The organism is Solimicrobium silvestre, assembly GCF_002976435.1.
Classification (GTDB): domain Bacteria; phylum Pseudomonadota; class Gammaproteobacteria; order Burkholderiales; family Burkholderiaceae_D; genus Solimicrobium; species Solimicrobium silvestre.
Map to the genome: position 1 here is coordinate 42,447 of NZ_PUGF01000012.1, position 23,038 is coordinate 65,484.

General features: G+C 47.3%; 18 protein-coding genes. 9 read left to right on the forward strand and 9 right to left on the reverse strand.

Annotation, left to right across the window (positions count from 1 at the left end):
- Nucleotides 1–121: 121 nt before the first annotated feature.
- From S2091_RS13055 to S2091_RS13070, 4 genes are all read left to right on the forward strand, one after another.
- Nucleotides 122–2,029: a beta-galactosidase gene (locus tag S2091_RS13055; RefSeq protein WP_105532390.1), complete on the forward strand. Its 1,908-nt coding sequence runs from the start codon at nucleotides 122–124 to the stop codon at nucleotides 2,027–2,029.
- 190 nt (nucleotides 2,030–2,219) lie between these two features.
- Nucleotides 2,220–2,687: a hypothetical protein gene (locus S2091_RS13060; protein ID WP_105532391.1), complete on the forward strand. Its 468-nt coding sequence runs from the start codon at nucleotides 2,220–2,222 to the stop codon at nucleotides 2,685–2,687.
- A 393-nt stretch (nucleotides 2,688–3,080) separates the two neighbouring features.
- Complete coding sequence (locus S2091_RS13065) at nucleotides 3,081–3,911, forward strand: TlpA family protein disulfide reductase (RefSeq protein WP_105532392.1); 831 nt, start codon at nucleotides 3,081–3,083, stop codon at nucleotides 3,909–3,911.
- Nucleotides 3,912–4,031: 120 nt separating this feature from the next.
- Complete coding sequence (locus tag S2091_RS13070) at nucleotides 4,032–4,916, forward strand: CPBP family intramembrane glutamic endopeptidase (RefSeq protein WP_243405416.1); 885 nt, start codon at nucleotides 4,032–4,034, stop codon at nucleotides 4,914–4,916.
- A gap of 147 nt (nucleotides 4,917–5,063) precedes the next feature.
- On the opposite strand, the gene S2091_RS13075 is transcribed toward S2091_RS13070, so the two are convergent.
- From S2091_RS13075 to S2091_RS13105, 7 genes are all read right to left on the reverse strand, one after another.
- Nucleotides 5,064–6,284, reverse strand: a complete 1,221-nt coding sequence (locus S2091_RS13075) for an ice-binding family protein (RefSeq protein WP_207769699.1) — start codon at nucleotides 6,282–6,284, stop codon at nucleotides 5,064–5,066.
- 437 nt (nucleotides 6,285–6,721) lie between these two features.
- Nucleotides 6,722–6,952, reverse strand: a complete 231-nt coding sequence (locus S2091_RS24290) for a hypothetical protein (protein WP_207769700.1) — start codon at nucleotides 6,950–6,952, stop codon at nucleotides 6,722–6,724.
- Between the two features lie 29 nt (nucleotides 6,953–6,981).
- Nucleotides 6,982–7,299 (reverse strand): LytR/AlgR family response regulator transcription factor, encoded by a 318-nt coding sequence (locus tag S2091_RS13085; protein WP_243405417.1) that lies wholly within the window; start codon nucleotides 7,297–7,299, stop codon nucleotides 6,982–6,984.
- Between the two features lie 458 nt (nucleotides 7,300–7,757).
- Nucleotides 7,758–9,770 (reverse strand): M13 family metallopeptidase, encoded by a 2,013-nt coding sequence (locus S2091_RS13090; RefSeq protein ID WP_105532395.1) that lies wholly within the window; start codon nucleotides 9,768–9,770, stop codon nucleotides 7,758–7,760.
- A 449-nt stretch (nucleotides 9,771–10,219) separates the two neighbouring features.
- Nucleotides 10,220–11,635, reverse strand: coding sequence for a DUF3443 family protein (locus S2091_RS13095; RefSeq protein WP_105532396.1), 1,416 nt, complete (start codon nucleotides 11,633–11,635; stop codon nucleotides 10,220–10,222).
- On the reverse strand, nucleotides 11,632–12,174 hold the full coding sequence (locus S2091_RS13100; protein WP_105532397.1) for a DUF2844 domain-containing protein: 543 nt from the start codon (nucleotides 12,172–12,174) through the stop codon (nucleotides 11,632–11,634). The genes S2091_RS13095 and S2091_RS13100 overlap by 4 nt, the downstream gene beginning before the upstream one ends.
- Nucleotides 12,175–12,467: 293 nt before the next feature.
- A complete protein-coding gene (locus S2091_RS13105; protein ID WP_105532398.1) occupies nucleotides 12,468–14,249 on the reverse strand; it encodes a peptide-N4-asparagine amidase in 1,782 nt (593 codons plus the stop codon).
- Nucleotides 14,250–14,580: 331 nt separating this feature from the next.
- On the opposite strand from S2091_RS13105, the gene S2091_RS13110 reads away from it, so the two are divergent.
- From S2091_RS13110 to S2091_RS24035, 3 genes are all read left to right on the forward strand, one after another.
- Nucleotides 14,581–15,861, forward strand: coding sequence for a sensor histidine kinase (locus tag S2091_RS13110; protein ID WP_105532399.1), 1,281 nt, complete (start codon nucleotides 14,581–14,583; stop codon nucleotides 15,859–15,861).
- A gap of 241 nt (nucleotides 15,862–16,102) precedes the next feature.
- Nucleotides 16,103–16,861 (forward strand): DUF1161 domain-containing protein, encoded by a 759-nt coding sequence (locus tag S2091_RS13115; RefSeq protein WP_165794982.1) that lies wholly within the window; start codon nucleotides 16,103–16,105, stop codon nucleotides 16,859–16,861.
- Between the two features lie 42 nt (nucleotides 16,862–16,903).
- On the forward strand, nucleotides 16,904–18,847 hold the full coding sequence (locus tag S2091_RS24035; protein ID WP_105532401.1) for a TlpA family protein disulfide reductase: 1,944 nt from the start codon (nucleotides 16,904–16,906) through the stop codon (nucleotides 18,845–18,847).
- Between the two features lie 82 nt (nucleotides 18,848–18,929).
- On the opposite strand, the gene S2091_RS24485 is transcribed toward S2091_RS24035, so the two are convergent.
- Nucleotides 18,930–19,577: an energy transducer TonB gene (locus S2091_RS24485; protein ID WP_105532402.1), complete on the reverse strand. Its 648-nt coding sequence runs from the start codon at nucleotides 19,575–19,577 to the stop codon at nucleotides 18,930–18,932.
- 303 nt (nucleotides 19,578–19,880) lie between these two features.
- Between S2091_RS24485 and S2091_RS13130 the strand changes: the two genes are divergently transcribed.
- Nucleotides 19,881–20,531 carry a response regulator transcription factor gene (locus S2091_RS13130; RefSeq protein WP_105532403.1) on the forward strand — a complete coding sequence of 217 codons (651 nt, stop codon included), beginning with the start codon at nucleotides 19,881–19,883 and terminating at the stop codon, nucleotides 20,529–20,531.
- Nucleotides 20,532–20,545: 14 nt separating this feature from the next.
- A complete protein-coding gene (locus S2091_RS13135; RefSeq protein WP_105532404.1) occupies nucleotides 20,546–22,078 on the forward strand; it encodes an ATP-binding protein in 1,533 nt (510 codons plus the stop codon).
- Between the two features lie 104 nt (nucleotides 22,079–22,182).
- Here the strand turns inward: S2091_RS13135 and S2091_RS13140 are convergent, their stop codons facing one another.
- Nucleotides 22,183–22,953, reverse strand: coding sequence for an SDR family oxidoreductase (locus tag S2091_RS13140; RefSeq protein WP_105532405.1), 771 nt, complete (start codon nucleotides 22,951–22,953; stop codon nucleotides 22,183–22,185).
- Between the last annotated feature and the right edge of the window lie 85 nt (nucleotides 22,954–23,038).

A 23,038-nucleotide genomic window follows, 5' to 3' on the forward strand; every position in this document is an offset into this window, starting at 1 on the left:
AATGTCTAAAGTCTTAATTATCGTTGCAGGCACTTACGTGCCACTAGACTCCCGCGTAGGCGCGAGTGACGGTGTGGGAATGATAGTAAACATAAAATGAGTTCGCATAGAAGGAGTTCACATGGATCGGCGCCTATTTTTAAATATGAGTGGCTTGAGCTTGCTCAGCACTCTCAGCCCCCTATTTCCTATCGTGTCATATGCCGAGGACACGACTGTAAAAGGTGAATTTTCTTTCAGTGAAGACGGTAGTCAATTCCTGTTGAATAAAGCCCCATTCCAGATACGTAGCGGAGAAATGCATCCGGCGCGGATCCCGTATCAATACTGGTTGCACCGGATAAAAATGGCCAAGGCCATGGGCATGAATACGATCGCGGTGTATTTGATCTGGAATTTCCACGAAACAAGTGAAGGCGTGTTTGATTTTGCTAGCGCAAGCCATGACATTGCTGCCTTTATTTGTCTGTGCCAAGACGAGGGAGTGTGGGTATTGCTGCGCCCCGGCCCGTATGTTTGCGGTGAGTGGGATCTGGGTGGAATACCATCGTATTTACTACGTGAGCCGGATATTAAATTACGTGCAAATTCAACACGTGCGCCGCAGTACATGGCAGCTGCTACGCGCTACATTGCCAAATTGGCAGAGCAAATAAAACCATTGATGATCAACAATGGCGGGCCAATTCTGATGCTGCAAATCGAGAATGAATTCGGCTCTTACGGTAACGATGTCGCCTATCTTGAAGAGTTACGTCAACTCTGGATTCAACAGGGAATTAGTGGGCCTTTTTATACCCAGGATGGATTGGAGCAGCTACAGAAAAATAAAACGTTGGTAAAGGGTGGGGCGCTGGGCTTAAGCGGCGGTGAGTTGGCTGATATAAACATCGTGCGTAAAGAATACCCCAGCGTACCAGCCATGTGCGGCGAGTTGTATCCCGGTTGGTTGACGCATTGGGGTGAACCGGAATTTCAGGGCACCAACGTTGATGTGTCCGCGACCTTAAACGACTTTATGACGCATAACATATCGTTCAATATGTACGTTATTCATGGCGGCACAAACTTTGGTTTTACTGCTGGTGCAAATACCGAAAAAGGGCAATATCAACCGGACATTACCAGTTACGACTATGGAGCACCGATTACCGAACAGGGAATGCCGACGTCAGCATATTTTAAATATCGCAAACTGATTGCTGAAAAATTATCAGTGACTCTTCCTATACTGCCAGCGCCGATTCAAACGTTGAAGAAAAACGCTGCGCACCAATTAACACCGAAACTATTTGCGTCAATTTGGGATAACTTACCGGCAGCTATTCATACAGAGCAGCCGCAATCATTTGAAGCTCTTGGGCAAAATAACGGCTTTGTCATCTATCGGAAACAGCTTATCGGGCATGTTTCCGGGCATCTGCATGTGCCAAAGTTGAATGACTACGGAACGGTGTTTTTGAATGATCGCTATCTGGGCGGGTTTTCCCGTACGTTGTTACCGGCTGCTGTTGCTGGAAAATTGAACATGGCGGGGCGTAATCAGACTTTAGTAATGAATTCCGCTCATGAGAGCCCCACATTGGATGTATTGGTGGAAGCGATGGGGCACATTAATTACGGCTCCGAATTGGGCGACCGTAAAGGCATATTGCAAGCAGTTTCGCTGCAACATCCTGAGCAGGGTATTTACGAAATTGTAGATTGGCAGACATTCCTGTTGCCGATGGATAGCAAGTTTATCGCCGGTTTAAAAGGAGGTAATCCTAGTTCAAAAAAAGCCGGGCTATTTTTTAAATTGAACCTAAAGCTTGATCAACTTGGCGACACGTTTATTGATATGCAGCGCTGGACGAAAGGTGTGGTCTGGGTCAACGGGCACAATCTTGGCCGCTATTGGAAAATAGGCCCACAGCATCGCTTATATTGCCCGGCACCCTGGTTAAAAAAGGGAGAGAACGAAATTCTCATTTTTGATTTGCATCAGCTTAAGGCCGAACCAATTGCACTTGAAAGGACGTTGGGTTGAGTTGGCTGCGGTAAAACGGAAAGGATATCTGGATGTCGCTGTGTATTGATAAGTTATTGGTAAGTCGATATGTTCTTTAAAAATGCAAATTGCCAGCTATTGCATTGGTGTTGATCTCCGACTAGACCTTTTGACATTCAAAGACTAACATTGTTTAATACCATTTCATTATTGAATGCCCCGGTCAAAAATGAACAAGCCAACTATTCAAATTTCAAGAGAAATTTTTTCAAATGAAAAATTTCCTCCTCATGGAAAATTTTCGGCATCGCTTGACGGACAGCTAATCCATATGGAGGCGACCGGGCCATTCAATTTCGAGCTGCTGTCCGCTTATTACGAAGCAACTTTGCCTATGTATGTCGAAGCACATTCTCATGGTGCCTACGCGGTGCTGGTTGAATTTCATCGCAGTATGTTGATGAATTGTGAAGCAGTTCAATTACTCGCCGAATCCGTTGCCAGATTAGTCAGAAATGACAATGTGATGATTGCTGTGGCTTACGTCAGTGGCTTAGAGGTAGAAGGTCAAAGTGTCATGGTTCCTTATATTCAGAAGAATGTGTTTGAGGCAAATGGCATTGTCTTTAAAGTATTTAATGCCGTCGCCGATGCTGAAATTTGGTTGCATCAGCTTCTCGCTGATGGCGTAAAGTAATCCTTCGCAATGATCAATCTCTCGGCTGCGTGTTCCGCAGCTCTTTAATTCTTTTTTCGTCGCCTCTTATTGCAAGGCTGGCACTTCTACCGAATGTAGACACATTTTTTTAATTGTTAACACGCTCTGATGTGTACTGAAATGAAAACAGGATGAGCCGTGGCATTTAATACTTCAGGAATTACGTCCCCTCTATATCGAAAACCGCGTTATCACTTAGTAACATTCAATGTTTTATTAAGTAAAACTATTGATTGCTAATTACTTCATCACAATTGTCTGAAAAATACCCCATCTAGGGCATAGACAAGTTATCAATAAATCGATACGCTCTTCAAAAAACAAATTGGCAATTATTGCAATGACTAACATCTATCCACCATAGGGACATTCATGAGACACCACTTCACATTCACACTTTTAAAATTACTCAATGTAGCAGCTGCGTTATTTTTTGTATTAGCAAGTGTCAACACACATGCGATGTCAGATACGCCGCCTGCAAATCCAATCCCTCCAGCTGCTTCTAAGGATTCAATCGATACGACAACTACGCCCGCGAATGCAGAGAATAAAATCCGAGAAAAGCTGATGCTGAAAAAAATCCAAACTATTACCTATCAAGATAAAAAAGGTAATGCTTTAACGGCGGACGAATTTTTGAAGCGCATCGACGCAGGTGAGTCGTACCAAGCAGTTAAAAAGTTTATGACGGATGGGCCGAGCAGCGCAGTACTGTCACTTGTCGATAAAGATCTGGCCCCAAAGCCTTTTAAGACCAAATACAACATCAAGATTGGAGATAAATTTCCTAGCTTCCACTTAAAACAACTGGATGGAAGTTTTGTAGATAACCAGCATTTAATGGGGCGTTATACATTATTTAATTTTTTCTTCTCAGAATGTGCCCCGTGCATTAAAGAAATTCCGGATTTGAACAGCTTGGCATTAAAAAATCAAAGTATGAATTTTGTCGCAATGACCTTTGATTCAAATTCGGACGCGCAACAATTTGTAGTGGATACAAATTTCAAATGGAAAATCGTGCCAGACTCAACAAAATTTATTGATAAAGTTGGAGTTAATACTTTCCCTGCGTTTGTGCTGATTGATCCACGTGGTGTAGTGGTTGGAATTGCTTCTGTTGTTGATTTTGATGGCGCAGATAAGAACCTGAGTAACTGGGTGAATCACCTTGCCGTCAACTTAACTGCAAAGAAATAAATAGTTGCGACTGCGTGATTGGATTTTATTTAAATTAGTAATTGTTCGCATACTTAATCAGTACTTTCTTAACTTCAGGTCGCTAACACGACAGAATCTAAAATAGAGATAGTTCAAAAAATGGCTAGTCAAACATCGATATTCATCACTTTCGTCCTACTCGCGTTGGCTATCTGTAGTGCCTGGTTGAAACCAATTCATATCAACGAACGTTTCATCTTACCGCCGTGGGTACTGTTCTTTATCGCATCAATGGTCAGCGGACTTGTTGTTGGAGTCCTTAGTCCGCTAGCTATTGTTGAGCTTGGTATATTTTGTGGTGCTGCTTATCTCGCTCAGATTCCGAATCAGAAATTCGCACAGCGCTTTATTTTTGGCAGCGTCACAGCAATTATTGCTTTGGCCTTAGCAATGCATAAGCTGCCAGGGTTTAACAATCCCGTGATTATTTCTTCTATGACGCTGTCAGCTGGTGCCGCCACTTTTACGCAATATGCTAATTTTGACAAAGGCGTGGTTGGCTTAATCCTTTTGGCATTCCTGTGCAGTCGTGCAAACACATTGCCAGAATGGGCGAAATTACTAAAACAAACTTTCCCCATCGCGCTTATAACCACCGTGGCAGTGTTGGGTGTGGCAATTGGTCTAGATTACGTTAAACCTGATTTTAAAATTACCCAAACTACCGCATTGTTCTTGGGAGCAAATCTATTTTTTACTGTCATCGCAGAAGAAGCTTTTTTCCGCGGATTTTTGCAAAATCGTCTCTCGTCTGTATTAACTCGGTTTCGCTACGGACAATTGATTGCGATTATATGTTCTGCTCTGCTATTCGGGGCAGTGCATGCTGGAGGTGGAATAACCATCGTGCTACTTGCGAGTATTGCTGGCTTTGGTTATGCGTATGCCTATTACGTTACTCGACGAATCGAAGCGCCAATCATCGTGCATTTTGTACTTAACGCAGTTCACTTTATTGGATTCACTTACCCACACTTAAATTAATAAGGCGTTTGACGAAATTACATTTTATAGCGACGGCTAAATTAAAAATCAAAAAAGGGTTACCGATCGAAATTGGTAACCCTTTATTATTATCTGCGCTGCTGTCGAGAATAACGCCAGGCAAGACGGACGCGTACTGTAGGCGTTTTAAGGCGCAGGCTGCGTAATTGCATTCATTTGCAAAGTCACTGCAGTTTGTGCTAACAGTCGGCCGTTGACTGACGCATCAGTCTCGGCAGCAATTAGTGCTTTGCCCATTGCAACACCTTCAAAGTGCGCAGTGGTTCCAATTGACACATTGCCCGCCACCTGCCAAAAAATGTTTTTAGCGAGCGCACCGCCAGCCAAGTTGACGCGCTGGGCGTTAGCTTGCTTTAACTGTCCCGCTATCTGGAAAATCCAGACATCGTTCGGGCCGCCCGAGAGGGTAACGTCGGTGCTAATCGACACATTACTACTCCATTTATAGAGGCCAGGTGCAAGTGTGAGGCCACCAATTTCACCGGCGCCCAGTTCAGTGAAATTAGGTGATTTGCGTCCTTGTGCGTCGAGATACGCACTTCCCATATCGCCCACTGCAACGGTTAGCAAGCTGGGAGCTTTTACCGAGCATGGAAGAGGGCCCGACGCATCGACGACATAAATGGTTCCTGTCACTTCGCCACAGCTAAGCAGGAGAGCTGCACCAGTGATGGGGCTGGTTCCAACATTTCCAACAACTGCTGATGCATGCACATCGGTGATTCCGGTTTTACTCAGAATGACGAAAGTGCCAGCGGTGCCAAGGTTGACTGGTGCTTGAGAAGTAGAGGCGATGGGGTTTGTTGTAAAGCTCCATACAACGGGATTAGTGATAGCCGTGCCGCCGATGCTACTGGCCGCAGTCGTGATGGTGGCGGTATAGCTGGTCTTCGTCATAAGGGCAGATGCGCTGGGTGTAAAGGTGGCGATCGTATTGGTGGCGTCCATGGCGACGGTACCAGGAACGTTGTTGCCGGACGTGGTTTTAAGCGTGAATGTGTGCAGGTGTCCGGCAGGCGACGAATTGAGCGTGGCCGGATTCATCGGTTGGCTGAAGGTAGCCATCACGATGGTGCCTGTCACAATATTATTACTGGTATTGGTGCTGGTCGGTACATTGGTGGAACCGTTACTTGGGTTGGACGAGCTAACGTAAGGGGCGTTAATACTGTTAGCACCTGGGCTGATGGGGGTGCCCGGCAGAATCGCATTCTGAGTTACCGATTTGTCGCTGCTGCTGATGCTGTCGTTCGTTCCGGCACCACTGCCACATCCGGTTAGTAACGCTGCCAGCATTAACGTCGTTGTCCACGCAAGTGGTTTGAATAAGCTTTTGCAATGGTTCATTGGAGATTCCTTGTGTTGTGAGCCCGCATATACGGACTGATGGGCGCATCCAAATGGATGCGCTCCTTCATCGCACTAGCGGCGATAAGTGCAGCGAAGTTTGCGTGGAATAAGTAGGTCAGTCGGTGCGTTCGCGCACGTAGGGCTGTGGAAAAGTGTAAATAATTGATTTAGTTGCTTTTTATTAATTATGCTGAGGGTTTTGTCAGGCAGGTTGATGTGCAGAAGATGGTACGCAAAGTGCTATAACGGTTACAGCGATATCCAGTATTTTTTAGGCGTAAAATTTTAGTACTGGTGCATGCTGAACCTAAAAAATAAAAATGCACAATCGTATTATTCCGACATGCAAAATGCCTTAAATAGGGCATAGCCAAGCGTGGCGTGATTCTATAAACTTAGTAGTTAACGTACACATTGTGGGAGATAACATGTTGTTATTCATTGCCTGGTGCATTTTGTTTATTCTGTGTTGGCCGGTCGCCATTCTGGCGTTGATTTTCATGCCGTTGATCTGGCTGCTGACACTTCCATTCAGACTCATCGGCATTACGTTCGATGCCGTGTTCGCTCTGCTTCGAGCGATGTTGTTCCTGCCGGCTCGACTGTTGGGCGGGAAATAATCTGTAAGGTTTTTTGATGTGTCGAACATCAGTCTGCTCTAGCATATTTCTTCTTTACGCAGAATTTAAAGCCTTCAGAAACTCAGCAACTCTTTTAATTCCACGGCGTTGCGCCGCGAAACGTCAAGTATTTTCCCGTCGTTCAGCGTGATTGTATAACCTTCGCTAATGGATTCTTCAATCGCGCGGATGGCGTCTAAATTAACGATGTGCTGGCGATTAGCCCGAAAGAAGTGTTTTTTTGGCAGGCGCTGTTCAATGCCGTTCAGCGATTTTTTGACATAAGCGCGTTTGTTATCAAAGAAAATTTGCACATAATTTTTACAACTCTCAATATAACGTATCGAATCCAGACTCAGTAAATGGCAGTTATCGCCATCTTTTACCAACATTTTGCTATGAATATCTAATACCGGTTTTACCTCAGCCTGTTCCGAAAGTTCGTTGCCCGTTAGTTTTTTAATGGCTTGAGCCAGTCTTTCTCTGCTAATTGGCTTTAACAGGTAATCAACCGTATTGAAATCAAAAGAGCGTATTCCATTGTCGCTGAATGTATAACCATCTAAAACTTAATACGGAAAAGGTGTAGGGAACAATCCACGCAAAAGTGGCGGCGACATCATAGGCAACGGAGTCGCGCCATAAAAATAATGTGATGAGTGTGATGCTTAATGTGAGCAGGATAGAGCTGCAGTGATACAGCCAGAAGCGTTGGTTGCACGGGAAAAAATGAGTGGACATATATTTTTGTCTGACGCCGTATTTTTCAAAGATTGAACATTATATGTTGCTGGCGAAATGAATTGCGCGGCTCTGCCTCGCAATTCATTTGAAACCGATTAAATCAATTTCACCAAATATGAATACGTTCATTTTCCGGTTTGTACATGCGATCTCCGGGCTTTGTCGCAAACGCCGCATGGAAACTATCCGTATTGCGGGCTGGATCATTGGCGCGGAATTTATGTGGCGCATGCGGATCGGTCGTCAGCCATTGCAACTGCATCTGCTCGCGCACTTTGGAACGCCAGCTTTGCGCATAACTAAGAAAAAAACGTTGTTCGCCCGTGTAACCATCAATCAGCGCTGCGGGTTTGCCGCCCAAGCTGTTTTGGTAAGCCAAGTAGGCAACCTGCAAACCTGATAGATCGGCGATATTTTCATTCAAGGTCAGCTTGCCGTCTACGTGCTTGCCGGGAAGCGCTTCTTCTGCGTCGTATTGCGCCACCAATTTGGCAGTCAGTTCCTCAAATGCCTGATGATCCGCTGCACTCCACCAGTCGCGCATGACGCCATCGCCATCGAATTGACTGCCTTGACTATCAAAACCATGACTAATTTCGTGGCCGATCATACTGCCGATGGCACCATAATTAACTGCGTCATCTGCATTCATATCAAAATAGGGTGCTTGCAGATGACCTGCCGGGAAGATAATCTCATTGCCCATCGGATCGTAATAGGCATCGACGGTTTGTGCAGTCATCATCCATTCGTCATGATCGACTTTGTGATCAACTTTAGCGGCTTGGTATTCCCACTCAAACCGGGCGGAGCGGTGCCGGTTGCCCACCGCATCACTGGCATCTATCTGTAAATTACTGTAATCACGCCAATGATCTGGGTAGCCGATCTTGCTTTTAATTTTTGCTAGCTTATCCAGCGCCAATACTTTAGTGGCAGGTGTCATCCAGCTCAGGTTTTTGATGGATTCACGGTAAGCCGCCAATAAGTTATTGACCATTGTTAGCATGCGGTTCTTTTGTTCCTCGGGAAAATATCGTGCTACATATAGCTGGCCGACTTCTTCGCCTAAAGCGGTGTTGAGCGCATCAATACTTTGCTGCCAACGTGCGGGCTCAATCGTAATGCCTTGCAGCGCTGTGCCTCGGTAGACAAAGTGAGCAGCGCGGAAGGCCGTTGGCAAGACGGGAGCTGCTTCGTCCAGGCTGCGCAGCTTGAAGTAGAGTTTCCAGTCGTCGAGCGGTATTTCGGCAAACAGTGCCGCGATGGTTGTTGCGGTATTGAGCTGTGTGACATTTATTTGTTTCACATCTGCTAAATTGGCACCTTGAAAGAACGCCTGCCAGTCGAAGCCGGGTGCACTGGTAATCAGCTTTTGTAGTGTCATTGGATGGGATATTTTGCTCGGATCATTGGTGTCAGCCTGCGCCCAGTGTGATTGCGCAATCCGTTGTTCAAGGCGTATAACACGCTGCGCTACGGCGTCAGCGTGCGGTATTCCTGCTAAGGACGCCAGCTTGGCTAAGTAGGTTTGGTAAGCGGCATGTGCTTTGACCAGACGCGGATCTTTCTGGTTTAGATAATAGTCGCGGTCAGGCAAACCAAGGCCGCCTTGCCATGTCATCACTTCATTGATGCCGGGGTTTTTAAAGTCGGGAAATACGCGCAGCCAAAGCGGGGTTTCAATCCGGCCTTGCATACGTCCCTGCCAATACGCCAATTCTTTTCGATTTTTAATAGCGTCTATCTCGGTAAGCATGGCTTGAACCGGCGTGAGTCCTGCTTGGTCGATGGCTGCGGTATTCAAGTAGCTTGCATAAAATTCGCCGACTTTTTGCTCTGCACTAGCTGCTTGTTGCGGTTTGCTGGCTAGGTCTTCGACAATGCTACGCACGCGTCCGGCAGTAATGTCAGGCAGATCAAAACCGTAAGCCGCCGACTTGTCGGCCGGGATTTCGGTTGCCTTGAGCCAGCCGCCGTTCGCCGCCACAAATAAATCATCCTGAGCACGTACCGCAGGGTCAAAACCCAGTATCTCCAGAGCAGAGTGCGGTGTGTCTGCCATGCAGGTAGCCAATTGGAAAAAAAGAGCAAAACCAGCGATGTTGAATTTTGTCATATCGTTACTTTCTACAATAGGTAAACGGAATTTGTTGCCAATGAAGTGACGGATTTTCCATGAAGTATTACGTGCGATGACAAAAAGATGCCAAGCGGCGCTAGCAGAGTTTAAATGGCGATTTTATGGCTGGTAATTGCTAGGGAAGGGAGGGGAAGTCGTCAAGGTGTTCGCGGTGACGGTCGCTAAGGACCTGGGCTTACGAGTTGATTTTATTCCAAACACCGCTATGTGCGTTGCTTAGGTTTAAACGGCATACGCCGTGTTTATTCTGATGCGGGTAATGTGGTTCTTTTCGGTTCGTCTGCTGGACATGCTAACTATAAACCTTGGACCGAACTGTATATAAAAACGATCCGCCCGGTACAGCGGCGGATCACTCAAATCTGACTTAACTTAATTTAACTTAACTAAACTAAACTAAACCTAACTTAACTGCGATTAGTTATTTAGTTAACGCCATACATCGGGCCAGTGACTTTTGTATTTGCGGTGCCACCCAAACCAGTGCCTTGCGCGCTGCTATTTTCAAACAGAACCCACATGGTGTGACCAAAGAAGTTTGAAAAACCGATTACCTGGGGTTGGGCGCTGGCCGCTGTTCCGTTGGTATAGATCAGGTCATTAAATGCGGCCAAATTAGTACTGGCTCCGAGGGTGCTAGCGTTGCCTACCGGAGTCGTCAAGGTTCCTTTAACTGTTGATGTGTTGAAATCTGCCAATCCTATCGACACGTTGGTCACGCTGGTTGGGCAGTACAGGCCTGAGGCACCGCTTGCGCTGGTACATGCTGGCAATGCTGCATCCAGCAAGGTATCTTCAGTAGTGCCGCTATCCATATACGTCAACTGCCAGTAGCCGTTGATTAAAGTCTGGAAGTCTCCATCGGTTCCATTGGTCGTGTTGAAACCAAGTACGAGCGGGATGGTTGAAGTAGATGGCACGTTGTTGGTTTGTGTGCTGATGCCGAAGGTTAATGTGCCGACTGCAGAAGCAACACCAGATGTGCTAATGGCTGGCATGGTGATGGAAATACCATTGTTGTCAGTAGCAAATTTTTGCACTGGATGAGGAAGTCCGACAAAGCTATTGTCATTGACGCATGTGCCTGATGCGCTGTTATTGCAATCAAAGAATAGGCCGCTATCGACGCTGGCGAAACTCACTCCGATGATGCCATTGCCGCCAAAGCTGGCTGTGGACTGAGTGGCAGTGCCGCCACCTTTGCTGCACGCTGTGGGTGTTGTGTAACCGGGTTGGGCAATTACTTGCATAGGCAAGTTCTTAACTGCTTCACCGGCAATGTAGACGTCCGCCGTGGCGAGAGGGCCATAGACATAAGAGGTTACGTACACTTCACACTCAGTCAGCGTCGTTCCCGCGCTGCCTGCCATTAGCGGCAGACCTGTCGCGCCGGGTTGTAGCGAGGGCGATAACGCCGAAGCCATGATATGCAACCCAGTGGAGCCGGTATCTAGAATAATGTGGTCGATGATCTGGCAATTGGTTGTGCTGCCGGGTGCGCAGATTTTTACACTGACGTAAGGTTGATCAACTTGATTGATCTGACCAACGCCGCCGCCTGCTGCGCAAGGGAAGCCGTCCACTACGATTTGAGTGGTATTGCCGGTTCCTGTGGAGGTGACATTGCCGCAACCCATTGCCGGTGTGCCCGCCGTTGGAGGTGTAGGCGGAGTTGGTGGAGTCGGCGTAGGAGTTACTACGGGCGGTGGAGTTGTCGCGGTAGGAGAGCTATTTCCATTATTGCTACTTCCGCCGCCACCGCATGCAGAAAGCAGCATTGTTGCTGAAAACATCGAGATGGTAATCAGGGCATGAATACGGGCTAATTGACTTACTTTCATTTAGCCACATCCTGCGAGGTGCTGACTGGATTGACTGGGCCGGTCATCGTTTCCGGTAATAGTGCTGGTACATGCGCCGTGCCGCTAAAGTAGCCGTGAATTGCTGAGGAGTGAATTACTAATTCCGTCGTCACTTGATGCGCTTGACGGGTGGTCGGGCGAGTTTTATGACTGGTATCAGTAAAACGAGTGAAATATTGACCGAGCAGTTGTTGCATATCCGGGCGATGACGCTTGCCGCTCCAGGTTATTTCAAACACTTTGCTGGCCGAATTAACAAATTCATGCACAACGATACCGTCCGGCAGGGTAAGCATGTAGTCGGTGTAGTTTGCGCTGACTTGTGTAGTCAATGTTGCATGTAGCGCCGCCTGATCCGTTGATACCGTGCTGGCATTTTCACCAAGTGTGGCGTGCGCTGATAGAGACACGGCGGCGATCATTAAACCCGCCCATGCTTTAAGCATGACCTGGCTCGTTTTTGATGTTGAAACTGATCTGCTTCGTAATAACATAATGTTCCCTTGTGATTTGTTCATTCGATGTTCCACTCCAATAAAACTTGCCAGATCTCTTCTCTTCTCTTTGCTGAGTGATTGTATCGTATTGTATCGAAATATGTTGCGATACGGAAATTAGAGTTGTAACCAAGAATGACGCGTTCTACATAGGGCGTATTTCTTAGAGTTAATATAAATTTGGACTGAGTGATAGCTGCGTGGTGTAGTTAATTTATTATTTTTTTTGCCTTGCAATGTCAGTCTTCTAAAATGAAAACAGGGTGAAAATCAAAAATGATTTTCACCCTGCTAATGAAGTACGAATCGTCTGATTATCGGTACATATTCAATGTCGACAGATCCGGTAATGCAATGCCATACGGGTCAACGAACCAGCGCGGCGCATTTTGGTTACCTCTACAATCTTTTCCATCAGTTACGGCGGTGAGCAGACCGGCACTGGATGTTACTGTGCGTTTGTAGCAACTTCCCGTGCTATCGGTAAAGGTGTATTTCTGCACGCTTTGCTGTCCGCTGTTGCCGGTGAAATTGCCGCTAGCATCAAAATTCAGCGTGTCGGAAGGGCTTACTTTATTGTGTACTTCGCTTTGGTAAATCATCCATCCGTTTAGCGCCAGCCAGTTGCTGTTGTCGAATGCTTGCACAACGGTCGTTGCTTGCGTTACCGGCTGGCCGGGTGGGGTGGCGTAGTTGATATTCATAGTCAGTGGGAAGTTTGCATGATGGTGTTCATGTGCCTCGCTGCCGTTACTGAACACACCCGTGTCGGTTTCAACCTCGGTTTGCTGGCTAATGTTTTGCACATAGTCGCTGCTATTAATCGTGAATGCCTGTTTGTTCTGGTAATGCATATTTTGCGTTACCATTGTGTCGATGCGGCCATGCGAAGTTTGAATGTAACCGGCAATTTTAAAATTGCGCTTACTACTGGTGGTCAGTGTTCCGGTTACATTGCCCTGACTATCGGTAACGAGCTGATTGTTGATGGTCGGCGCAACGATTGCCGCCAGTGTGTTGGAGGTAAGTGCGCCGGTGACTTGCACTGTTTTTGGATCGCGATAAACCAGCACTGCGCCGGAAGCGAGGAAATAATTATTGGCGTTGTAGACGCTGATCGCGACAGTATGCGACTGTCCATTGCTCAACTGAGCAGCGAACGGCGAAATATCAACGCGGTACGGCAGCAGGTTCAAGGTTTGCACGCCCGGTGTCGGCCGCCATAACAAGGGGTCGATTCCTCCGGTGAATATCCAAGGGTAGACCGGTGCTACACCGGCAGCTTGTCCGTCGATGCTGATTTCGGCTTCGCGGAACGCTGTGCTACCGCAACTCTGGAGCTGGCTGGAAAGCGCATTCGGCACGCAGGTGTACCAGAACTCATCACCTGACTGGCCCTGTGCCAACACATCAATAAACGCCCGTTCAACATTGCGCGGGAATGTGATGGTTTGTGTTAGCTGATCGGTTGTCGTATTTAATGCTACCGCGCCGCCGGTTGCCGAGGCCGACATCGGATAAACCACATCCGGTGTGCGTGCCGGTTTAAAACCCGGGACCGCCGGATAAAGTTGCAATGTGGCGGTGCCTTGCAAGATGCCGGTATAGGTCGAATTAACTATATTGCCGAGATCAACGCTGCCTTGTTGCGCTGCATTGAGCAAGGCCGAGTAATCGGTAATGTCACGTTCCACGTGCCAGTTACGGGCGACTGTGGCTGAAGGTTCTTCGGTCGTGCCGGTATAAATATTGACGCCGCCAAGCCAGATATGGGCGGTGCGGTCGTACTGGTTACCGGCATTAATCGACAAATCCACTTCCAGCACTACTTTGGACCAAGGGCCAGGGCAGGCTGCGGGCGGTGCGTAGTTAAAGCTATGGTTATTGAAGTCGGCAAATTGCTGATTGCTGAACAGTACAACTGTGCAAGGTTGGCTAGACGGACGTGGCACGGCCGGGTCGGCAATGGCTACATTTGCCGAGCCTAGCGTGAAGCCGGGCGGGAGTGCGGCAGCTGTTGCAGATGTGCTGAGGAGTGAACTGAGTAAGATTGAACTGAAAATGATTACAGGATGAGAAGCAAAGCATGACCGCATTTTATTCCTCCAGATTGTGGTGGCTAATCGGAAACCAAGAAGCTAGATTAGCTCCTCCTTCTGCGGTAAGCATCTTCAACATCATGATGAAACAATGCCTTAAATACTTGCATTCGTACCCGCATTCATTTCCGTAAGAGAAACACAATCTACTGGAATTGTTTGTTGGCGGCAAGGAAAACGATGCAGGGAACTGATACGCACGCAACAATGTATTTCGATCATCTATGGGCTGATAATTTTCCAAATAATTCTTTTAGTGGAGTATCGTTAGAAACACCAATACCTTGTATTTATTGATGTTAGGCAACATTTATAAGGAGGGCGAATCATGAAGAAGGTGCATAAAGATGCCGAGCCTGATTTGAGCCGGAGCACGCAGCTGCTGGCAAGCGCTCTGGAATGGAGCCACACCGGCGCGTGGGATATTGACCTCGTCGATAAAACTGCAAATCGAACACGCGAACATGACCTGATCTTTGGCTACGATGCGCTTTTGCCGGAGTGGACTTACGACATGTTCATCGAGCATGTACTTCCTGAAGATCGCGCTGACGTTAATTGCCTGTTCCAAAAGGCAATCGAAGAACAAACCGTGTGGCGTTTTGAGTGCAGGATACGCCGCGCCGACGGCGTAGTACGCTGGATCTTTGCGGCAGGCGGACATCAATGCGCCCCCGATGGGGTAATGCGCCGCATGGCTGGCATTGTGCAAGACATTACCGAACGCAAGCAGGCCGAAATGGCCATCCATACCCTTAACGCCACTCTGGAGCGGCGCGTTGCAGAGCGTACGGCGGAACTGGAGGCAACATTAGAATCACTGCGACTATCGCAACAAGAGCTGGCGCGTAGCGAAACCAAAGCGATGTTAAGCATGCTGGTAGCCAGCGTGTCGCATGAACTCAATAGCCCCATTGGTAATAGTGTGCTGGCAGCGACGATGTTGAGTACGCTGACGCAAAAAATGCGAGAGTCAATTGAGAATGGCAACATTAAACGTTCTGATCTCAACACGATGCTGGTCGACATAGAGACCGGTACATCACTAATCGAAAGAAATCTGAAACGGGCCGAAGACCTGTTAAATAGTTTGCGCCAGGTTGCAGCAGATCAGGCCAGCGAACAGCGCCGTAAATTTGATCTGGCGCACACCATTAAAGAAATCATCGACACGCTCAGCCCCAGCCTTAAGCGGCAAAAACATCGTATTGAGATGAATATTCCCGACGGCATCATGATGGACAGTGAACCGGGCCCACTTGGGCAGATTGTCATCAACATCATTAATAACGCCTACCTGCACGCATTTGAAAACCGTACTGATTGCGTGCTGACGATAGACGCAGACATTGTCGATGACTGGGTAACGTTGCGCTTTGCCGACAACGGCGTTGGCATTCCGGATGAAAATTTAAAAAAGCTGTTCCAGATTTTTTACAGCACCAAAATTGGAAATGGCGGAACAGGTCTTGGTATGGCGATTGTACAAAATCTGGTGACCAAAACATTAGGGGGTGATATTGCAGTCCAGTCGAACGTGGGAGTCGGCACTCGTTTTGATATCCGCCTGCCGATGGTATTGCCGGAGGCGACCAGCAAAGTGCAGTGACTATTCAGTGCCATCAAGTCAAACGCAAAATGTCCTAAATAAGGTATAGCTAAAAATACAGCGATTCGATAAACTTGCAAAAATAAAATTAATTGAGGGGCGCTTTCTGGATTCCGGCGTGCCATTTCTGAACATTTTTTAGCGATGTACTCCCTGTCTCAGCACCCGGTAAATTTCATTTACTACTACTCACACTATGACTCCACATAATCGTAAGCCTAAAAATTTTTTCGATAGCGACATGACGTATTCAATACCGCGCTTTTCATCAAATTGGATGAATGCGCGGTTTTTTACGCTGTGGATCGCAGCCTTGCTTGGCATGTCGGCAGTCGCCTACGCTGAGCCTACGACTAACATGGAAGAGCAATTAAGTAAATTTAAACGCATCTCTTATGGGCTCATGGAATTTTCGCGTTACAAGGTTGCAGTGACCGAATTTTTTCTTGTTAACGCGAAATTCCCGTCATCCAATAAGCAGATCGGCATGCCGGCGGCAGAGAAGTTTCGGTCGGATATGATTGATTCGGTAAATATAGAAAGCGAAGGTGTTATTGCCATTAACTTTTTGGATTTTCCGACAATACCCCATGCCTGGATTCATCTTGTACCGGCTGTAACAGAGACTGGGCAGATGCACTGGCATTGTGTGAGTAATATCCCAGATATCGGACGGACAGCGCCCGATTGCGACTACGATCAGAATCCATTACAGACCGCAGTTAATTCTGAAGCAGATGCGTCTATAAAAGCGACGCCAGCATTAATGTCCAACCTAGTAATAAAATCAGCAATACCTGAAGAATTAAACGCGTCAGCTAGCATACTGAGCTGCGCAGCTCTGCAGCACACGATTGAAGAAAAGCTCTTGGCTAAAGGGATTAAGAACTTCAAACTGAATATCGTTGAGAAATCGCACTCAAGCACGGCAATGAATGTGGGGCGTTGTGATGGTGGGAAGCGTAAGATTATTTATCTTAAGAATTTTAGAGTTGAATGAACCTTTGCAACTCCCTTTAATGTGACTACCAACGGACAATAAATGAATTTTTACGAACAACCAAGTAAGCTTCTGATGAAACATGCATTGACATCATTCTTGTTTGCATCCTGCTGCGTGTTTTCCACTGTCGTCAGTGCGGCGACAACTGCTGAACCAAAACTGACACCAATTCCTCCAATCCAACCAGCGGCTGCTTGCAACGCGGGGCCAAGCTGGTCGCAAAATGGTTCAGACACGCAGCGTTGCGGCCTTTCTGTGCTGCGCTATACGAGTCCCGGTAGTTATTATGGGCGTTTTGAAGCGGTATTCCGAAAAGGGGAACTGGCAGGAGTCAAGGGATTGCTGGCGAGCGAGACCCGGCCTGGTTTTGGCACACCGGGTTGGTGGCAGGAAACGGGCAGTGTAGGTGACCCGGCCCAGCTTTGGTGGGGAAGGGGTAGTGACGGACAGTTGTGGGCATTGGGGTATGAGTCGTATGGTTTGCTGGGCGGTTATATTTCGCAAACTTACTACACGACTCCGCAAATGTTCATGAATTTTCTCCATGGAACAATGGCTCCCTTTGCCGCAGCAAAGGTATCTTACGGCCAGTACGGGGCAGTTCAGACCTTGATCACGGGTGGGCTTGGTGGAACTAACGCGCCCATTACGCCAGCCATTGTAAGTGGGGCGACGCTCGAACTTTCGACCACGCCCATTCTTGAAGGGACATTACAGTTTAATCTTCTGGTCGAAGGCAAAAACCGATCCTATCAAATTCCCTTGAAACGCAATGTTAAGGATGACATAGGCGGTGCTGGTGCAAGCTCGGCGATGATGGTTTACGCTTTAAAAGCGGGCTCAATGCATAAGGTCGGAGACAGAATTGTTGACTGCGTTCATGCCAAAAATGCGCCGAGTGAGGACTGCGATTACGATATGTATGACGTGGCTAGAAATGCGCATGAATCCTACAATGCCTATGCTATTTTCTACGGCGCAAACTCGGAATATTTGGCAGTCCGTTTCGATATTCGTATGGACATCCCTGAACGCAACAGGACTTGGGCTAATGCCAAGGGACTGATCATATTAAGAGCGAATACGGCACCAGGTAATGACGGGCAAGCAGCTCCAATAGCTCCGGCAACTCCAGCAGCTCCAGCAACTCCAGCAGCTCCAGCAACTCCAGCAGCTCCAGCAACTCCAGCAGCTCCAGCAACTTCGTCGGCGCAAAGTGGCGCGGTTGAAAATATTTCACCGGAAAAACTGTCCAGCGTTGTTGCACAAAGCAAAGGACGGACGTATGTTCTGCTGTCATCCAAAGATGCCAAATGTGGCTATTGCGCATCCGCTAATCCAACTTTTGCCCAATTTGCCGGTAAACATAGCAAAGAAGGCCGTTTCATCATGACAACGTGGGAACCCTGGCTACAGGCGTTTGCACAACCCGGACATGTGCAGTTTGAGCGTGATCTTCTTAAGATCGATGGAAGCATCACTGGCTTGCCGAAGTATCTGGCTTTTGCAGACGGTCAGTTTATCGGGAGTATTGATGGAAATGCCGCGTTGAAGGACTTAGAGCAAAAATTGATTCAAGCTCCGCTGCCACCTAAAGCCGTGCAAAGTGACGCGATTGAACACATTGCACCGGAACAGTTGTCCAATGTGGTTTCGCAGAGCAAAGGCCGGTTGTATGTGATGTTGTCGTCGCAAGATCCCAACTGTATTTTTTGCTTGCGGATCAATCCGCTGTTTGCGGAGTTCGCCAACAAGCACAGCAAAGACGGGCGGTTCGCGTTGGTGGCATGGTATCCGTGGCTTAAGGCGTTTGATCAACCGGGGCGTGCCAAGCTAGAGCATGAATTCCATCTACCTGATGGGAGTTTCAATGGCTTGCCGACCTTCCTTGTTTTTGACGATGGAAAATATGTTTCGCGGATCAATAGTATTGCGTCGTTTAGCGACTTGGAGAAGAGAATGTTTAGCGATCTTCAGCGTTAATTTTAGACGAGTATTTATTTTGAAATAGCCATAACAAAAATAGCAGAGGGTTTTCTCTGCTATTTTTCAATTCATATCAAAATTATTCAGCCACATTCCAAGCATATTGCAACTTAGCCCAGCTTTTTTGCGCTTGCCCATTCAGCGTCGCAGGTTTGAATTTGCATAAACTTAAGCCTGCCAACGCTGCCTGATCTAGCTCTTTATGGCCGCTGGTTTGCTCAACTTTGGCGTCGATAACCTTGCCATCCAAACCGATCAATAATGCCAGCGTAACGACGCCTGTGTACTCATTGCGTAATGCATTGCGAGGATATTCCGGCTTATCGCAAGACTTTGCATCTACCACGGCACCTACAAATAGTGCTGCCGGTTTCACGTCGGCTACTGAATGCTCCGTTGAGCCTGAATCGATGCCACCTTTACTTCCGGTTGGTTGTTCCGGGGTGGTGGTAACAGGGATGAATGTATCGGTAGGCACCGGGTAATTGGGCGGAGTAATGACGGGCATTACCGGGTCTCTCAATTTTACTTTTTCTAACGGTTCTATCGGCTTTGGCGGCTCTGTTTTTGGGGATACGTAGATCACATCATCAACATGGGTCGGCGGCATGTTCGCCAGTTTTAAGCCGAAAATCAGAGCGCTGAGTAGGGCCAGATGCAGTGCTACAACAAGGATAAAGCCTGTCATCGAAGTGCCTTGTTTTTGAATATCAAGTGTGAAGTTCATATTATCCCCTTTGTGTATTTAATTAAATTTACTATTCAAGAGTAATATTTTTGCTCTTGCGCAGTAAATATATATCCAAAAAAAATAAAATACAACTCTTATTGAGATATTTTATGCTGTTTAAAGGTAATTTATTTACTTTGTATGGGTAATTTATTTTCTTTATATTAATAAAGTAGTGGTATTTTTCAGTTTTTACTTGATTCAATCAGCATTTTAAAAAACAGCACCCATAGATGATCGTGCTAACATGCTCAGACGCAGCATAATTAACGCTCTTATCTAGCACTCATTGGAATCAACATGAAAGAACAAGCCGCCGCCATCCGTGTTTTGCTGGCAGATGATCACCCTATTGTGATGACCGGATTTGCCATGTCCTTGCAAGGACAAGGCATCGAAGTTATTGGTCAGGCAAAAACACCGTTAGAAGCAATCCAGCAATACACAGCATTGCAGCCTGATGTGGTGATATTGGATATCCGCTTCGGCGAACAACTTTCCGGCTTTGATGTGGCAAAAACTATTTTGCAAAATCATCCGTCGGCACGCATCATTTTTCTCAGTCAGTTTGATCAGGACAGTTTTATCAAGGAAGCATATCGGCTTGGTGGCCGTGCCTTTGTCACCAAAGATTGTGATCCGGCTGAACTGGCGCAAGCTGTGCGTAAAGCACATGCTGGCGATTTGGTTTTTTTGCCGGTTATTGCGGAGCGACTGGCTAATTTATCAGTGCAAAAAGACTCTTCACCGCAGACCTTGTTGGATAGCCGCGCGTTGACTATCTTCACGCTGCTGGCCGAAGGGTTGACCAATGCCGAGATTGCAGAGCAATTGGATATTTCGATTAAAACCGTGAGCAATGTCAGCCAGGTTATTAAAGAAAAATTAGGTATTCAACGCCAGGCTGACCTCACCAAATTGGCGCTCAAACACGGCTTGATTCAAGCTTGAATGCGAAGCTTAATATGAGGCCTGAATCTATAGGTAAACGTCGCGTTAAATATAAACTCAGCCTTTGGCGCAACTGGAGCATACGTCAGCGCTTATTGCTCATTACCTTGCTGCCGGTGACGTATTTGTTCTGCATGCTGGTGTGGCATTCGTACTGGCTGCATTCCCATGAGGTGGACAGCGAGATAGAAGAGCGCGGCAAAATCATTACCAAGGTATTAGCCAGGAGCAGTGAATACGAACTGGCGACTGGTCGCTTATCTGAACTTAGCTTGTCGCTGGATAGTTTGGTGCAATCCGAACACAGCATTGCCAGCATTGATATTCTTAATGTAGATAAAAAAATTATCCTGCATAGCCAATCCGCCGATAAAGAGCAGTTTGAATTGCGTGCATTTGATATGCCGATCATCAAACGCTTGATTTGGATTAACGTAATTCCAGCGCAAGTAGATCCGAGTTTGCCTCATGAGACGATGCGTTCCGGGAACAGCGCCCAAATCGCCGGTTATGTGCACGTCGTTATGTCGCCCAGTGATTTACAGCGTAAGCAGAAACACCGTTTTTCGCTGGAATTAATGGTAGCCGCCTTGGGTCTGCTTATTAGCGGCGGTTTGGCGATTCATTTATCGCGCACTCTTTCCGCATCGTTCAAAACATTTATAGAAGCCTGCCGAGCTATTCGCAAGGGGAATTACCCAGTGCAACTGGAAGTCAGTAGCGGCGGCGAAATTGGCGAGCTGCAAGCCTCTATCAAAGAAATGGCGCTCAGCCTGCAGCAATCCACCCATGAGCTGGAAAACAAGGTTGTGCAACGTACTATTGAACTAGAAAATTCGCGCAATGAAGCGCTCAAAGCAAACGATGAGAAGCGTAAATTGATACAAAAAGTTCAAAATATTGTGGAAGAAGAGCGCAAGAGCATCGCCTTGGAAGTGCATGATGAATTGAATGCCGCCTTGATTGCTGCACGTTTGCAAGCGCAGCGAATTGCCGATCTGGCCGCTAAAATACCGGAGACGCCAGAGAGTGAAGAAATTACCCAACACGCGCTTTCTATTAAACAAATCACCCGCAATCTGTATGACAACGGCCGTGCATTAGTACGTCGCTTGCGCCCAGAAGTGTTGGATATGCTGGGGCTGCAAGGAGCCGTGGCGGAAATGGTAGCGAGCTATAGCAGCACGCATCCTTCCTGCCATTTTAGTTGCGAAGTCGACGGGGATTTTTCTGGTTTGGATAATGTCTCGGCCATGTCGGCTTACCGCATCATTCAGGAAGCATTGTCGAATATCATCAAGCACGCCGACGCGCATCAAGCGCAGGTTTTGCTGCAATTGGACGCGGATAAAAATACCGTGCATGTGCGGATTACGGATGACGGTAAAGGCTTTGTGCAGAATGATATTACTGAGGGCATAGGCTTGGTAGGCATACGCGAACGCGTATTTGCGTTGGGCGGGCAGATTCAAATTGAGTCAAATAACAGTGCTGATCAACCTTCCGGAACGGTAATTTCTATTTGGTTTGATGCCGTACGTACGTAGTTTTATTTGCAATGTGGAAGTGATTGGAAGTGATTGGAAGTGATAAGGCGTTTGAACCTACCGACCTCAATAGTAATGTTGAGGTCGGTAATGGCGGATTTCAATCAGGTTCGTGTGATCGATGCCCCGCCGTCAACCAGAAATGCCGTGCCGGTGATAAAACTCGACGCGTCGGACGCTAGATGCAGCACTGATCTTGCAATCTCTTCAGGTTGCGCTATGCGCTTTAACGCAAACAAGGCTTCGATAGACGCGAGCACTTCCGGTCCAGCTCCGGGCGCGTTAGTTACGCTCATTGGCGTATCGGTACCGCCTGGCAGAACGGCATTGGCACGTATCCCTTGTGCACCAAACTCGGCGGCAATGACTTGGGTCAGGCCGATCAAGCCGGCCTTGCTGGCTGCATAAGCTGTCATGCCTGGCAATCCAACGGTGTAACCGACGAACGAGCTGGTGAAAATCAGTGAACCGCCGCCACGTTTGATCATTGCGGGAATTTGATATTTTGCACCTAAAAAAGCGCTGGTCAAATTAGTGTCTAGCGTATCGCGCCAGGCGGCCAGCGACAAGTCATGAACCGGCCCCATTTCGCCGATTATTCCGGCATTATTGAATGCAATATCCAGTCCATCAAAGTGGTGCAGTGCCGCATCAACCACACGCTTTGCCAAGGACTCTTCCTTCACATCACCTACAATGGCAACTGCCGCTCCGCCAGCTTCTACTATCTGTGCGACCAAGCGGTCGAGTTCTGTTTTACGCCGGCCTGTTACAACGACATTGGCTCCTTCACTAGCAAACATTTTTGCGGTCGCATAGCCTATCCCTGAACTCGCCCCGGTAACGATAGCAACCTTGTTTTTTAATACGTTCATTGTTCATCCTCTTAATTAGTTAACGAGGCGTCACTATGATAGGGTGCTACTCGCCTGTCTGGCCGTTTCACGACCTGTAATTTAT